The following is a 13,511-nucleotide window of genomic DNA, read 5'->3' on the forward strand; positions in this document are numbered from 1 at the left end:
TGGCTCATTTAAAGGCTATTCATTTATAAAGATTTTTGTTCCTGAAATGGCTTGTCTTTATCCTCTTCTTTCGACCAGAAATACGCCAGTACTGAACCGGATAAGTTGTGCCAAATGGAGAAAATCCCTGCTGGCAACGCAGACAGCGGTGTGAAGAACTTCAGCGCAAGAGCGGTCGCCAGACCCGAGTTTTGTAACCCGACTTCAATAGCAATGGTTTTGCAGATGGTTTTATCGAATCCAAAGACACGACATAAACCGTAGCCAGCAATCAAACCAATGCTGTTGTGAAGCACCACGGCGAAGAACACCCAGGCGCCAATATTGGCAATTTGATCGCGGTTTAACGCCACGATAATTGCAATCGCCAATACAATGGCTGCCATAGAAATCAGCGGTAGCAAAGGGTTAATACGTTCAATGGCTTTACTGAAAAAGTGGTTGACGAATACGCCGATGCTCACGGGAATCAGCACAATCTTCACAAGGCTCATCACCATTTGCATGACGGGAACATCAACGCTGACGCCTAAAAAGAGATCCACTAAAAACGGAGTCATGACCACGCCTAGCAAAGTGGAGATTGCCGTCATGGTAATAGAAAGTGCAACGTTCCCTTTCGCAAGGTAACAAATTACATTGGATGCAGTTCCTCCTGCGACACTGCCCACCAATACCATACCGATAGTCAGCGCTTCATCCATACCAAACGCCATCGCAATCAGAAGAGCGGTAAGAGGCATAATAGAAAATTGAAGAAATACCCCAACACCTACGGCTTTCAGGTATGAAGAAAGGCGCTTAAAGTCGGCAACTTTCAGTGTTAAGCCCATCGATAACATGATGATCATAAGCAGTGGAACGATTTGGCTTTTCAGCGGAACGAATATGTCTGGCTGAATATATGCCGCCGCGGATCCTAAGATCGCCCACAGCGGGAACCAGTTGATGATTGTTTTAAGCATGATGAATATATGAGAATGGATTCATTGGTGTGTTTGATAATCCATCAAATGTGTCGGTATGTACAAGCGTTTTAGGTAGCTTGGTGTTTAAAACTGGTCAAAAACTAAGGTTTCTCTTAAGTGTAAAAATCCAGTTAATTAAAAAAAACCAGTTGGTAATTTTGGTTAACTATCAATTATTCGTTCAATAGCATGTGAATTTGGTTGTGTTAAGTAAAATGTTTCATTTGGCATTATTGTCTCATTCAGAAAGAAACGGATCGAAAATTCAGCTCTCGATTGTCAGAAATCGTCTCAAATTCATCTTTTCCACCTCATTCCAAAAGTGCAACTCATCGCATTCGCGCATAGCTTTTTAGAGCAAGTTAAAAAGACCATATACCTATGGCACTCACAAGAACGAGCTTGATGTACGTAGTAGGCTGAATTTCAATATTTTAAGAATATTCACAGGATAATTAGTATGTTAAGGAAAGTACTAAGTTGCTGTATCGCTGCTTCGTTTGCGGTGATCTCAACGTCAAGTCAGGCACAACAAAATGAAGTACAAGGATTTACAGCGGAGGGTCAAACACTGGCTCCTCTGGTTTCTGCACCGGAAAGCCAAGGCGTTGAAGGTCAGTACATTGTGGTACTGAAACAGCCTCTGACATTGGCGAGCAACCCTGAATCCATTCAGTCTTTCACGCAGCAAACAGTTTCTAGCCTTGAAACTGAGCAAGCGGTGAAGATTGAGAAGGTATTCGATCGCTCAATCAGTGGTTTTGTTGCAACGCTAAATGCCGAGCAACTTCGTTCGCTGCGTGCAGATCAGCGTGTAGAATTTATTGAGCAGGACCGTATCATTTCCATCGACCCGGTTGTTTCGGCTAACGCCAATCAGAGCAACGCAATCTGGGGTCTGGATCGAATTGACCAGCGTGACCTGCCACTTAACCGCAACTACAACTACAACTTCGACGGCACAGGCGTTACTGCTTATGTCATCGATACCGGTGTCACCACTACTCACCCAGAATTCGGCGGTCGTGCTGTATCGGGCTATGACTTTGTCGACAACGACGCTGATTCCACTGACTGTAACGGTCACGGTACGCACGTAGCGGGAACCATTGGTGGTACTCAGTACGGTGTGGCGAAAAACGTGAACATCGTAGGTGTCCGAGTCTTGGGTTGTACAGGTAACGGTTCAACTTCTGGTGTTATTGCGGGTGTTGACTGGGTAGCTGCCAATGCCTCGGGTCCTTCAGTCGCTAACATGAGCTTGGGCGGTGGTGTATCGACTGCGCTTGATCGTGCGGTTGCCAATGCCGTTCAGTCTGGTGTGAGCTTTATGCTGGCGGCAGGTAACTCTAATGCGGATGCCTGTAACTCGTCACCGGCTCGTGAGCCAAGTGGTGTGACCGTTGGGTCGACAACCAGCAGCGACAGCCGTTCCAGCTTCTCTAACTGGGGTAGCTGTGTTGACGTATTTGCGCCGGGTTCCAGCATCAAATCTGCTTGGTTCGACGGTAGCTACAAAACCATCAGCGGCACGTCAATGGCGACTCCACACGTCGCGGGTGTAGCAGCGCTTTATCTGCAAGAAAACGGCGCGCTTTCTCCTGCTCAGGTTTCTGCACTTATCAGTAATCGCGCAAGTGTCGGTAAAGTCAGCGATACCAAAGGTTCTGTGAACAAACTTGTTTACAGTCAGGTAGGCAGCGGATGCGATACTAACTGCCCTAATCCGGGAGACGGTCAACTAAAAAATGGTCAGGCTGAAACAGGTATCGCGGTAAGTCGTGGTGAGAAGAAACATTACTACATCGATGTACCTGCGGGAAGAAGCCTGTCAGTGACAATCAGTGGTGGTTCTGGTGACGCAGACCTCTACACTCGATTTGGTGCGCAGCCAACAACCAGTACTTGGGATTGCCGCCCATACCGCTGGGGTAACAGTGAAACCTGCACAGTACCGACGACTAAGAATGGTCGCTACTATATCATGCTGAATGGTTACTCCACAGCAAGTGGTGTAACCCTGAAAGCCAGCTACTAAGTACAGTCGCTAATAAGGCAGGTCTAAGAGACCTGCCTTATTATTTTTATTCAGTTTTATACTGGTCGGAAAGACTCACCTTTAAAGGTTTGAACTGGGTTTCCCCGCTCTACCTCCCAGTGCTGTTGCCAACGCTGCTTTTCTTGCACTGACATTTCCGATTCCTTCATTTGTTCCAGCTTCTGGAACAAAAGTACTCTGGCGAGTCGTTTGTTGCTGTGCTGGCTACGCTCACTTTCGACTCTAACGGACAGACCCGTCTCAACGTGAGTGGCTCGAACCGCCGAGTCGGTGGTATTGACATGCTGACCGCCAGAACCCGATGCCCTACAGGTCTGAAAACACACTTCCTGATCGAAGCTCGATTCAGAAACGTCGTAAACCTGACCGCTGATAAACCAGTTCTTTCGCTTGTGTCTCGGACGAACTGGGCTTTTGCATACCCACAAGATACTTCCTTGCCACTGCTGAACAAACGCCTGTGCCACTTTCGGTTGTTTCGATTCGAGCTGCAGTAAAACCGACTTGTAACCCTCGTTTTTGCTGCCAGGAACCAAATCAAGCACATCCATCCGTATGCCTTGATTCCCGCATTGCTTTTCAATATGTTTGACGGCAAGTTTCACTGCCAGACAACACTCTGTCGGACCTTGCCCAGCGGTAAGTTGAAGCAAAATCATGATCGGCAGTCTCCGTGAGTTTTGAACGTAAGAACCGGTCTTAACCTTGCCACCACTTCAACTAGGTTGGCATCTACCAAATCAGAGATGATGGTTTCGCACTTTTTATAGGCTTGAGGAGCTTCATCAAAAAGTAACTCTTTGTTGCCGCAAATAACCCGGCTGCCCAATACTGTGCGATACAGATCCTCTCGCTTGTACTTACTTCCCAAGCGACCTTTACACTCCCCACGTTTCCACTTTCTGCCAGCGCCATGAGCTAGAGAGAACAGGCTGGCAAGAACGTTATCGCTAGGTTCTGCATTTTGTTCTTTAGGTTTAACCAGATAACTGAAATCACCACGAGAACCCGGGATAACCACATAGCCTTGATCGCTGGGAGTTGCTCCTTTTCGATGGATCCAGCCGTTCACTCCGTTAATTGATTTTCGGCTGACCAGATTGTGGTTCACATCCAGTACGTTATGCCCGTCTGAACGAGTGGCTTCCAGAAACCTTCGAGCGATGAGCTCCCGGTTCAGTTCTGCCCAGCGAACCGCTTCATCGTGTTGTGAAAGATAGCCTTGAAAAGCCTCGTCATTTTCATTTAGCCCGTCATGGCTATAGTGAGAGATGTGTTCGGTTAATATCGATTGCCCAAAGCCCCTGGAGCCTGAATGAACAAGAAGCAGCAACTGCTTTTTATTCAGACCAAGCTGCTCCAATGAGTTTTGGTTGTATACGGCATCAATTGACTGAAACTCAGCAAAGTGATTACCCCCACCAATTGTGCCCAATGCACGATCAAACAGTGAGGTCTGAATCGCTTTGTCGCTTTTTCTTTCAGTAATAACGTCTTGCCAGCTCTCATCAAGTGGCGTTTCAACCCGTTCCAGTTTTTTAGCAAGTTTGTCTACATTGACCTTGTTGGTTTTGATGTCGGTTTGCCACAGAGACATTCCGCAGCCAATGTCATTGCCCACTAAAGCAGGATAAATTTTCCCTTGTGTAAAAAATGCCGCGCCAATTGGGTAGCCTCTACCGGGATGCAAATCGGGCATTCCAGCGGCTTTTTGCACACCTTTAAGTTCAGAAGTTTTGGTGAGTTGTTGTATTGCCAGCCCTTCAATCCATGTGTTTTCGGATGCAATAAGGGTGACAGAGTCAGTAATTATTTGGACGGATTTGCCCATAATACCAATTCCTTAAAAATAGGATTTAAACGAATAACGTATTGGCAAGTCGATTGACCGGGCGACAAGTAAGCGTAAAGAAGTGTAGAGCGTTACTTAGCGGGCAAGACCTGCAAAGGACAAAGATTGATTAAGCATGTTATTTCTCCTCCGCAGTAGCTATGAAAAGTATCGCTTCGTCGTGAAGCGGGCGAATAGTAATCAATAGAAAATCAGAAATCAAATGGAATTTAACGTCTTAACTCGCTGGATTAGATCGCAAAGTAAAGGGTTATGTGAACTCAAATTGAAGTTGCAGCAGGTTTGGCTCATATCCCGACTACCTGCAACCTCGTTAAGAGAGTGACCTTGATTGAGCTATTGACTACGCAGTGAGTGCGTCCTCAAATCATGTTCGTTCTGGAGTAGATGTTTCAGCTCCTGAATTCCTGCCTCTTTTAACACTTGGTAGTGATCCACATTCAGTTCGATGATCTTCGGTGGATGCTGGCTAAATGGTGGCGAGTTTTCAAGAAATGAGTAGTGGTCTCCCTGCGCTATCAGAATCGTAATTGGCGTATTGAGTTTTCGGTTTGCCAGCTCGTCGAACTGATAGCTGAAACCGTAAGTCATGGCTACAACACGAATGATTCGTTTCACCAGGCTTTCCTCAAGCTCGGTAAATCTCTGACATATAAAGGAAACAAAGTCGTCTTCCGTTCGACACAGTTGCAGACAGCGATCCAGCAGCTTTCCTTCGATCCGGTGTGCAAATACCGAAAACAGAATAGCGAGAAACACTGGGTTATTAAATCGTGCTTCGTGAGAATACGCTTTTTCTCTCTCCATTTGGGTAACGGGGGCACCCGGAGCCAGTAAATACAAGGCTTTGACTTCATCACCCATGGCTTCTAGCTGCGCTGCGGTTTCAAATGCAACACGTGCGCCAAAGGAGTAGCCCCAGAGTGTATAAGGTCCGTTGGGTTGCAGTGCCTTTATTTGTTTGATGTCTTCTGCGGCCATGTCTTTCACCGATGCCAGAGGAACTTCACCCTGATTGATCCCAAGTGCCTGTATTCCAATGAGGGATTGATCGGTAAACAGCCCGTCGGCTAACGATCTCAGGCTCAGTGGGTAACCGCCCAATCCTGGCCAGCAAAACACAGGATCTTGAGTTCCTTTGCTGAGGCGTATAAATCGGGCGTTCTCATGTTGTTTATTTCCGTTTTCCTCAACCCATTTTGCCAAATCCGCAATGGTGGGTTTTTCGAACAGAACCTGAAGGGGCATTTTTATGGAAAAGCTGCCGTTAATGCGGTTAACCAGAGCCACAGCCGTCAGTGAGTTGCCTCCTGATTCGAAGAAGTTATCCTGCGCGGAAACCGATTCCCACTTCATCACCCTGCACCAGATATCGCCGATTTTCTTTTCAGCCTCAGTACAGAGCGGAACCATCTCCCGGTTGATGTCCAGACTTTTGAGTGCGTCCAACTGGTTGAGTGCGGCAAGGTCTACTTTTCCATTCACGGTTTGAGGAAGATTATTAAGAACCAGTACCTTGTTAGGGATCATATAGTTAGGCAGTTGTTGCTCTAACTCTTCTTTCAGCATTTCAGCAGGGCCTTTCATGTGTACGCTGTCTTCGTACATGCCTTCGCTCTGATACTGCTCCTGGCTGACCGAACCGCCAATACAGAAGTAGAAGCTTTCAACTGGAAGGTTGAATTCCGACACGATGGAACGGATTTTTAATGCCGAAGGAAGATCATTTCCTGACTTGGAACTGTAGCCAGAAGACATCATACCCAGTAGCTGGTGGTTGCTTTGGAAACGGTGAAGCGCGCGACCAAGATGAACATAATGGCTGTCTTTGTCTTCACTGTTGCAAACCATGCTGATACCAAAACTTGAACGCTCATACACCTTCTGATTGATGGCGATAACGTCACTTTTCTCGATGACGCGATTGGTCATGAAATCTAAGTCGCCATCTCGGTATCGATAAAGACCCGCGGGCAATCCTTCGACTTTATTTTCATGCGCCTGAACCAAAATCTGAACGGCATCGGATGCGGTACTTGGAGTGCGGTTTTCAATGCGATAACTCCCCAGATAGTAGTCGCTACGCTCGCCTTCATACCATTCTGGAAGTGTGTCTCGTGAAACGGAGAGGTTCTGGGAAACCGAATGAGTGTGCTCTGGCAGCAATTCATCAAACAGACCAAGCATGTGCCCGGTTTCCATCTCCAAGACTTCCAGAACATTGTTTTTGTAAACATGTTCGATGGCACTGCGTTTGCCGATGAAGTGAATGTTGAAGCAGGGAGCGCAATCTTCTGGCAACGCGCGAATGTGTATCAAACAATGTTCAACTGGGTGATAGTAGTAAACACCGGGTTGCAACCCTTCCATGCCGCTCAATTCAAAATACATTTGCGTGGCGTATAGCGCCCCCGGAGACGCATAAGCATGTTTTGGTAATAGACGTTCTTCGCTGAGGAACTGACCAAAGTTACGCAAAAGCACGCCAAAGTTTTCAAGAGAAATACGACCCTGATTACCCATGGAACAGGGCGCTGGTGGTTGATGTTCTAGCAAACTAAGCAGAGTGTCTTTCGTGATTCTGGAATCGGACTCGAAGAAGCGATACGTTTTCCGACCAAACGCTCGGGCTCTTTGTTCTTTCGAAGCGGTTTTCCCCGAGAGGTTGATAATGTGCTCAGGTTTGCGGCCTTCAAGCGAAAGGCTTCCGGAGTTTGAAAGCTGCGCCTTCACCTGAAACTTATTGGATTTAGATTGATGGTGGCTGTCGTGATTGCCCTGATCCATCAATGCTGCCTGAGTCTCATCAAGCTCAACACAGGCAACTAAGTTTTGGTGACCTGTACGAGCATCACCTTTAACCACCACTGCTGCGGTTTTTACCCAGTTATGATTTTCAATCGCAAGTCGAATTTCATCCAGCTCTACACGATACCCTCGAAGCTTTATCTGGCTGTCTGCTCGCCCGATAAAGTGTGTATTGCCGTCGTTGTCCTGTTTAACGAGATCGCCGGTTTTATAGAGAATTTCATGACCGGGAAGAAAGGCTTTGGGGTTTTTTATGAATTTCTCGGCGGTCAATTCTGGGCGATTGTGATAGCCATTAGATACCTGAATCCCAGATATATGAAGCTCGCCAATTTCATTTACCAGCGCTGGTTCACCGTTTTCTCGGAGTACGTGATACATGGTATTGGCAACGGGTTTACCTATGGAAATGGCATCTGGGTATGTGTTGATTGAGCTTTGGGAGAGGGTGAAGGTGGAAGCGTTAACGGTACATTCGGTGGGGCCATACAGGTTGGTGAGCGAAGCATCTGGCATCTTATTGAAAAATTGCTTCGCCAGATTCCTGGTGAGAATTTCTCCCCCGCTGAACACCTGATTGAGAGACTCGCAATCGGGGAACAGCGGGTGGTCGACCAGAGCCTGTAACAATGTGGGTACACACTGCAATACCGTAATTTCTTCATCAATGATGGTTTCGAGCATCGCATCCGGATCTTTGTAGCATCCTTCGGGTCCTACAACTAGCCGACTTCCGTATGCGGGTGCCAGAATTTCCCATTGGGCAGCATCGAAGCTGGATGGCGTTTTCTGAATGATTCGGTCAGATCGGTCGAACCCAAACTGACTCTTCATAAATGCAATTTGATTGGAGATGTTCTGGTACGTAACCATGACACCTTTAGGCTTACCCGAACTTCCTGACGTGTAAATAACATAAGCCAGACGTTCGCTGGACACGTCTGTATTGCCGTTTGTTTTACTGCTTGTGGGCAAGTTATTCAGCTCCTCTAGCGTCACAATCTTAATGCCTTCAGTGACGATGGAGGTGAGTTGCTCTTTTAGATGTTCCGAGGTCAGAACAACCTGAATACCAGAATCCTCCACCATGTACCGGAGGCGTTCGGTTGGATAATCAAGGGCTAAGGGAAGATACGCGCGATTTGAAGCGAGAATGGACCACGCGCCAAGAACCATGTCAGCGGACGGACTGAAGTACAAGCCAATACGGGATACTTGATCATCAATTGCGCTGCTCAAGCCATTTGCATTCTTAACCACCTGTTGGAAGAACTCAACGTATGTGTGAGAGGCGGTAAGATCCTGAACGGCGATGTCTTCTGGATGGGTGAGTGCATGAGATTCCAGCATGCTTAGCAAACAAGGATCGCAGGAGGCTAGGTTATCGTCTTCAATAAGGTTTGTGTTGGGAACGGATTTAGGTATAGCTGTGTTCATTCTGAGTAAGCTCCTTTTGTTAATGAACGCAGTGGGAAGGCCTACAGAGAAAACTACATAATGAAAGAAACTTACACAAGAGAATCTTTTGTGAAAGATAAAATCTTATAAAAAAATGACATAGCCCGTACATGTATCTCAGGTAAGAATTATGAAATAACTTGGATGTACGGGAGGAAGGGGAGGTTACTTTTCGCTTACAACAAGCCAGTTCCTCATGATTGAGGCAAGTTGGTTTTGTTCTTCAAGTGTCAAAGGCGAAAGGGTTTTTTCAGCGTTCGCCAGATGTGCTTCAACGGCTTTATCTATCAGGGTTTTCCCCTCTTCTGATAACGTGACTTTGCAGCTGCGTCTGTCTTCGTTACTCGCCACTCTCACTATTAAATCTCGCTGAACAAGGTGTTCGATTCGGGTGCTCATGGCACCGGATGACAGCATAAGCGTCTGATACAACTCGGTAGGGGTCAGTGGTTCATTATTTCGTCTTAATGTCGCAAGAATATCGAACTCTACTGAGGTTAAATTATGGTCTTTAAAGACTTTATTCTGTTTTTTTTCAATGATTTGACTCATGCGTCTTAGCCGACCAACTACTCCCATCAACGAGCAATCCAGTTCAGGTCGCTGTTCTTGCCACTGAAGTAGTAATTTATCTACATGATCGTATTCCATATTGCACACCAATTTAGCTTTCCAAGAAGATACTTTACATTGAATTATTTATGCATTAACTTGGATTTATCTTTTCATAAAGATATTTATTAGAAAGATACAAAATTTTATCATCAAACTTGTTACTACACACCACTTTCACCCACAAACTTGATCTGGTTATTAAAAGGAATCAATAGATGGTGATTTTATAAAATGTAGAGGTAGAACAATGACTAAGCTCCAGACACTCTTCAATATATCTCTTACTGCGTTAGCCCCCATTGTATGGGGTAGCACTTATATAGTGACAACAGAAGCCCTCCCCGCAGACCTCCCCATTTACGCTTCTGTGATCCGCGCATTAGGTGCCGGGTTAATTCTAGTAATGCTGTTCAGAACCCTGCCTTCTGGTAAATGGTGGTTCAAAATCGGTGTTTTGGGGTTGCTCAATATTGGTCTCTTCTTTTACTGCCTGTTTGCGGCGGCTTACTACTTACCGGGTGGGATCGCCGCGCTATTTTTATCCACACAACCCCTTTTTGTTATTGTGCTTGGAGCACTGATTTTAAAAAGTAAGCTTAACCTGACGAACTTGATGTCTGCGGTTATCGGCGTTTTAGGAATCGGTTTACTGGTGGTGAACAGTGCATTTGATCTGAACCCAATGGGTGTGATTTTCGGCTTTGTCGGAGCACTGAGTATGGCGCTTGGAATTGTGCTGACAAAACATTGGGGAAGACCAGAAGGGATGACGGTTCTTGGTTTCACCGGATGGCAGCTTACATTGGGCGGTATCGCTTTGCTCCCTGCCGCCATGATGTATGAAGACTTTCCTTCTTCACTGAACCTGGTCAACATCTCAGGCTATGTTTATTTGAGCATCATAGGTGGAGCATTTGGCTACTTTGTGTGGTTCAGGGGAATTGAAAAATTAAATACGATCACGACTTCATTTTTAGGCTTTCTTAGCCCAGTTTCGGCAAGCTTGCTTGGTTATGTTGTGCTTGGTGAGACATTCACTCATTTACAAATGCTGGGTGCGCTCGCCATTATCGTGGCAATTTATCTTGCGAGACCACAGCCTCCGAAACCTCAAGGCGTGGAGGATTCGGTGCCTGCAACAAGCTCTCGCTGAGCTGAACATCTGAAGATTATTAAGTACAAACAGGGCAGCTTGCTGCCCTGTTCAGTTTCTATGATGTGATCAACTGGTACTTTTGATCACGGTTGACTGTTTTCCCGCGTCGTTGACTTGATAACCAAGAGCCAGAATCTGATTTCGGATTGCGTCCGCTTCTTCGTATTTTTTCTCCTGCTTGAGCTTCACTCGTCTTTCGGCAAGCTGAATGATTTCCTCTGGGATCGCTTCTTCTTTAACCTTGTCTATTTCCAGACCAAACACCAAGTCAAAATACAAAAGCGTGGCTTTTTTGTCTTCGGGAGAAAGTGCGCTGTCCAATACTTCCCAAACCAAGGACAATGCTTGTGGCATGTTAAGGTCACGATTGGTTCGCTCTAGAAATTCCTGTCGGAACTTTTCATCAACTTGACCACCATCGGGCAGTGCCACTACTTTGGTTCTCAGTCGGCTAAGGGCTTTTTGCGCGCCTTTTAAGCCGTCCCAAGTAAAACTCAGGTGGCTTCGATAATGACTGGTTAAAGCCAGATATCGGTAAGCCAGTGGCTCAAAGCCTTGTTCCAACAAGCTTTCCAGACGGAGGGATTTGCCAGATTTGGAAATCTTCTCGTTATCGATTTTCAGAAAGTAACCGTGCAACCAATAGTTTGCCTGAACGTGACCGTTTTTTGCCTGACACTGGGCAATTTCGTTGGTGTGGTGAACCGGGATGTGGTCTTCTCCTCCGATATGGATATCGAACACTTCCCCCAGATATTTTTCTGCCATGGCTGAACATTCAATGTGCCAGCCTGGAAAACCTCTGCCCCAAGGACTGTCCCATTCCATCTGTCTCTGCTTGTCCCCGCTGAATTTCCACAATGCAAAGTCGGTGGGCAGCTTTTTCTCCGCCATGTCCACACGAATGCCTGCTTCCAGTCCTTGCTTGTCCAGTTTCGCCAGCTTGCCGTAATCCGGTAGTTTGTCCGTGTTGAAGTACACGCCATCACTGGTTTGGTAGGTAAATCCTTTTTCTTCCAGAGACTGGATAAATTCTATCTGCTCTTGAATGTGCTCGGTTGCGCGGCACGTAATCGATGGGGTAAGAATGTTCAGCCGTTCGAAATCCTGAAAGAAAGCGTCCTCAAAAAAAGTGGCAATTTCCCAAGCAGACTTTTGCTGCTTACGCGCCCCTTTTTCCATTTTGTCTTCGCCGGTGTCGCCATCCGATACGAGGTGACCAACATCGGTGATGTTCATGACATGCTTTATCTCGTAGCCATTCAACTGGAGAACTCGGCGCAACACATCGACAAAAAGATAGGTGCGAAGGTTGCCAACGTGAGCGTAGTCGTAAACGGTCGGTCCACATGCATACAACCCAACCTTTCCTTCCTCAATACCATTAAAAGGCATGAGTTTTCTGTCCATAGTGTTAAAAAATTGCAGTGCTGGCTGAGCCATAATTCAATCCTTGTTTCGGTTGTCGTGAACAAAATAAAAAAGGCCGTAGATGGGAGCATCTACGGCCTTGGTAATCGAGTGATATTGATATCTTGGTTAACTATGCGTCAGGTACTCGAATGCAGCCGTAAATGCAGGATTTACAGCAACAACACTCTTGATTGATAAACGCAGTCATTAAGTTCATGTTTTTTAAATTAAGCGAGATGAGACCAGATTGCAATGGGGGAGTTTGATATAAACTGCAATAAGTGTTGACCTCGACCTAAGTTGAGGTTTTAGAGTGCAGTTTCAACCATAACCAAGTAACGTCAAGAAGCTAAAAGCAAACAGGAAAACCATGTTAACGGATAACCAAAAAGCACTGTACCTGAAAAGATTAAACATAACCGAAATACCAAAAGACCCGCGTGAGTTGTTAGCACAGCTTCATCTTGCCCATTTATATCATTTGCCATTTGAAAATCTGGATATTACTTTTGGCAGAAAAATCAGTCTTTCAGAACCGAAGATCCTTCACAAACTGCTGGAGGAAAAGCGGGGCGGATTTTGCTACGAGCTCAACTACGGTTTTTATCTGTTGTTGCTCTCAATGGGGTTCAAGGTTCAATTGCTTTCGGCAAGAGTCCTTGGTTCTGAAGATTATGGACCGGAGTTTGATCACCTAATGCCACTGGTCGAGATCGAGGGTAAACAGCTTTTGGCTGATGTTGGGGTAGGAGACAGCTTTCTGGTGCCAATTTCGATAGATGGCACTGTCCATCATGACGCCTATTCTTCTTACAAAGTCGAAGATAAAGACGGGCAACTTTTCCTGATGCGCAGCGAAGACAAGCAAACCTGGCAACCTCAATATCAGTTCACTTTGAGGGAACGAATGTTAAGTGATTTTACTGAGATGTGTGATTATCAGCAGACGTCTCCCAAAGCCATTTTCACACAGAGAACCAGTTGCTCAATCGCTACGCCTGATGGTCGGTTAACCCTGACAGGACGTAAGCTGGTAACAACCAGACAAGGTAAGAAGTTTGAACAACCCGTCAACTCTGTACAGGAATACCATACCCTGCTTAAAAAGCATTTTGACGTGGTGTTACCGACTGGTTTCGATGTGGAAAGCTGGTTTAATCAGGACTAAAAGACCGGAGCTAA

At 46.1% G+C, this 13,511-nt stretch carries 9 protein-coding genes; 3 read left to right on the forward strand and 6 right to left on the reverse strand.

Annotated elements, in window-relative coordinates; translation table 11 throughout:
- Window positions 1-23: 23 nt before the first annotated feature.
- Entirely contained in the window at window positions 24-965 is a 942-nt protein-coding gene (locus QMG91_RS19605; protein ID WP_281831582.1) for a bile acid:sodium symporter family protein, read from the reverse strand.
- 463 nt (window positions 966-1,428) lie between these two features.
- On the opposite strand from QMG91_RS19605, the gene QMG91_RS19610 reads away from it, so the two are divergent.
- Entirely contained in the window at window positions 1,429-3,006 is a 1,578-nt protein-coding gene (locus tag QMG91_RS19610; protein ID WP_281831584.1) for a S8 family peptidase, read from the forward strand.
- Window positions 3,007-3,062: 56 nt separating this feature from the next.
- On the opposite strand, the gene prfH is transcribed toward QMG91_RS19610, so the two are convergent.
- The 4 genes from prfH to QMG91_RS19630 all read right to left on the reverse strand — a co-directional run bounded on the left by prfH (window position 3,063) and on the right by QMG91_RS19630 (window position 9,796).
- A complete protein-coding gene (gene prfH / locus QMG91_RS19615) occupies window positions 3,063-3,686 on the reverse strand; it encodes a peptide chain release factor H (protein ID WP_281831586.1) in 624 nt (207 codons plus the stop codon).
- Entirely contained in the window at window positions 3,683-4,858 is a 1,176-nt protein-coding gene (locus QMG91_RS19620) for an RNA ligase RtcB family protein (RefSeq protein WP_281831588.1), read from the reverse strand. Before QMG91_RS19620 ends, prfH begins: the two co-directional genes overlap by 4 nt.
- Before the next feature lie 357 nt (window positions 4,859-5,215).
- Window positions 5,216-9,124 carry an amino acid adenylation domain-containing protein gene (locus QMG91_RS19625; protein WP_281831590.1) on the reverse strand — a complete coding sequence of 1,303 codons (3,909 nt, stop codon included), beginning with the start codon at window positions 9,122-9,124 and terminating at the stop codon, window positions 5,216-5,218.
- A gap of 186 nt (window positions 9,125-9,310) precedes the next feature.
- A complete protein-coding gene (locus tag QMG91_RS19630) occupies window positions 9,311-9,796 on the reverse strand; it encodes a MarR family winged helix-turn-helix transcriptional regulator (protein ID WP_281831592.1) in 486 nt (161 codons plus the stop codon).
- A 211-nt stretch (window positions 9,797-10,007) separates the two neighbouring features.
- On the opposite strand from QMG91_RS19630, the gene QMG91_RS19635 reads away from it, so the two are divergent.
- The gene (locus QMG91_RS19635) at window positions 10,008-10,913 is read left to right on the forward strand and encodes an EamA family transporter (protein ID WP_281831594.1); all 906 of its coding nucleotides are present in this window, start codon (window positions 10,008-10,010) and stop codon (window positions 10,911-10,913) included.
- Window positions 10,914-10,982: 69 nt separating this feature from the next.
- Here QMG91_RS19635 and cysS read toward each other — a convergent pair whose 3' ends face one another.
- Window positions 10,983-12,359, reverse strand: coding sequence for a cysteine--tRNA ligase (gene cysS / locus QMG91_RS19640; RefSeq protein WP_281831596.1), 1,377 nt, complete (start codon window positions 12,357-12,359; stop codon window positions 10,983-10,985).
- Between the two features lie 340 nt (window positions 12,360-12,699).
- On the opposite strand from cysS, the gene QMG91_RS19645 reads away from it, so the two are divergent.
- The gene (locus tag QMG91_RS19645) at window positions 12,700-13,497 is read left to right on the forward strand and encodes an arylamine N-acetyltransferase family protein (RefSeq protein ID WP_281831598.1); all 798 of its coding nucleotides are present in this window, start codon (window positions 12,700-12,702) and stop codon (window positions 13,495-13,497) included.
- The last annotated feature ends 14 nt before the right edge of the window (window positions 13,498-13,511 follow it).

It is taken from the genome of Vibrio nigripulchritudo, from assembly GCF_027924785.1.
Classification (GTDB): Bacteria; Pseudomonadota; Gammaproteobacteria; order Enterobacterales; family Vibrionaceae; genus Vibrio; species Vibrio nigripulchritudo.

Excerpts from the sequence above, each read along its gene's own strand:
- QMG91_RS19605 (WP_281831582.1), bottom strand. The coding sequence starts at position 965 with ATGCTTAAAACAATCATCAACTGGTTCCCGCTGTGGGCGATCTTAGGA.
- QMG91_RS19610 (WP_281831584.1), top strand. The coding sequence starts at position 1,429 with ATGTTAAGGAAAGTACTAAGTTGCTGTATCGCTGCTTCGTTTGCGGTG.
- prfH (WP_281831586.1), bottom strand. The coding sequence starts at position 3,686 with ATGATTTTGCTTCAACTTACCGCTGGGCAAGGTCCGACAGAGTGTTGT.
- QMG91_RS19620 (WP_281831588.1), bottom strand. The coding sequence starts at position 4,858 with ATGGGCAAATCCGTCCAAATAATTACTGACTCTGTCACCCTTATTGCA.
- QMG91_RS19625 (WP_281831590.1), bottom strand. The coding sequence starts at position 9,124 with ATGAACACAGCTATACCTAAATCCGTTCCCAACACAAACCTTATTGAA.
- QMG91_RS19630 (WP_281831592.1), bottom strand. The coding sequence starts at position 9,796 with ATGGAATACGATCATGTAGATAAATTACTACTTCAGTGGCAAGAACAG.
- QMG91_RS19635 (WP_281831594.1), top strand. The coding sequence starts at position 10,008 with ATGACTAAGCTCCAGACACTCTTCAATATATCTCTTACTGCGTTAGCC.
- cysS (WP_281831596.1), bottom strand. The coding sequence starts at position 12,359 with ATGGCTCAGCCAGCACTGCAATTTTTTAACACTATGGACAGAAAACTC.
- QMG91_RS19645 (WP_281831598.1), top strand. The coding sequence starts at position 12,700 with ATGTTAACGGATAACCAAAAAGCACTGTACCTGAAAAGATTAAACATA.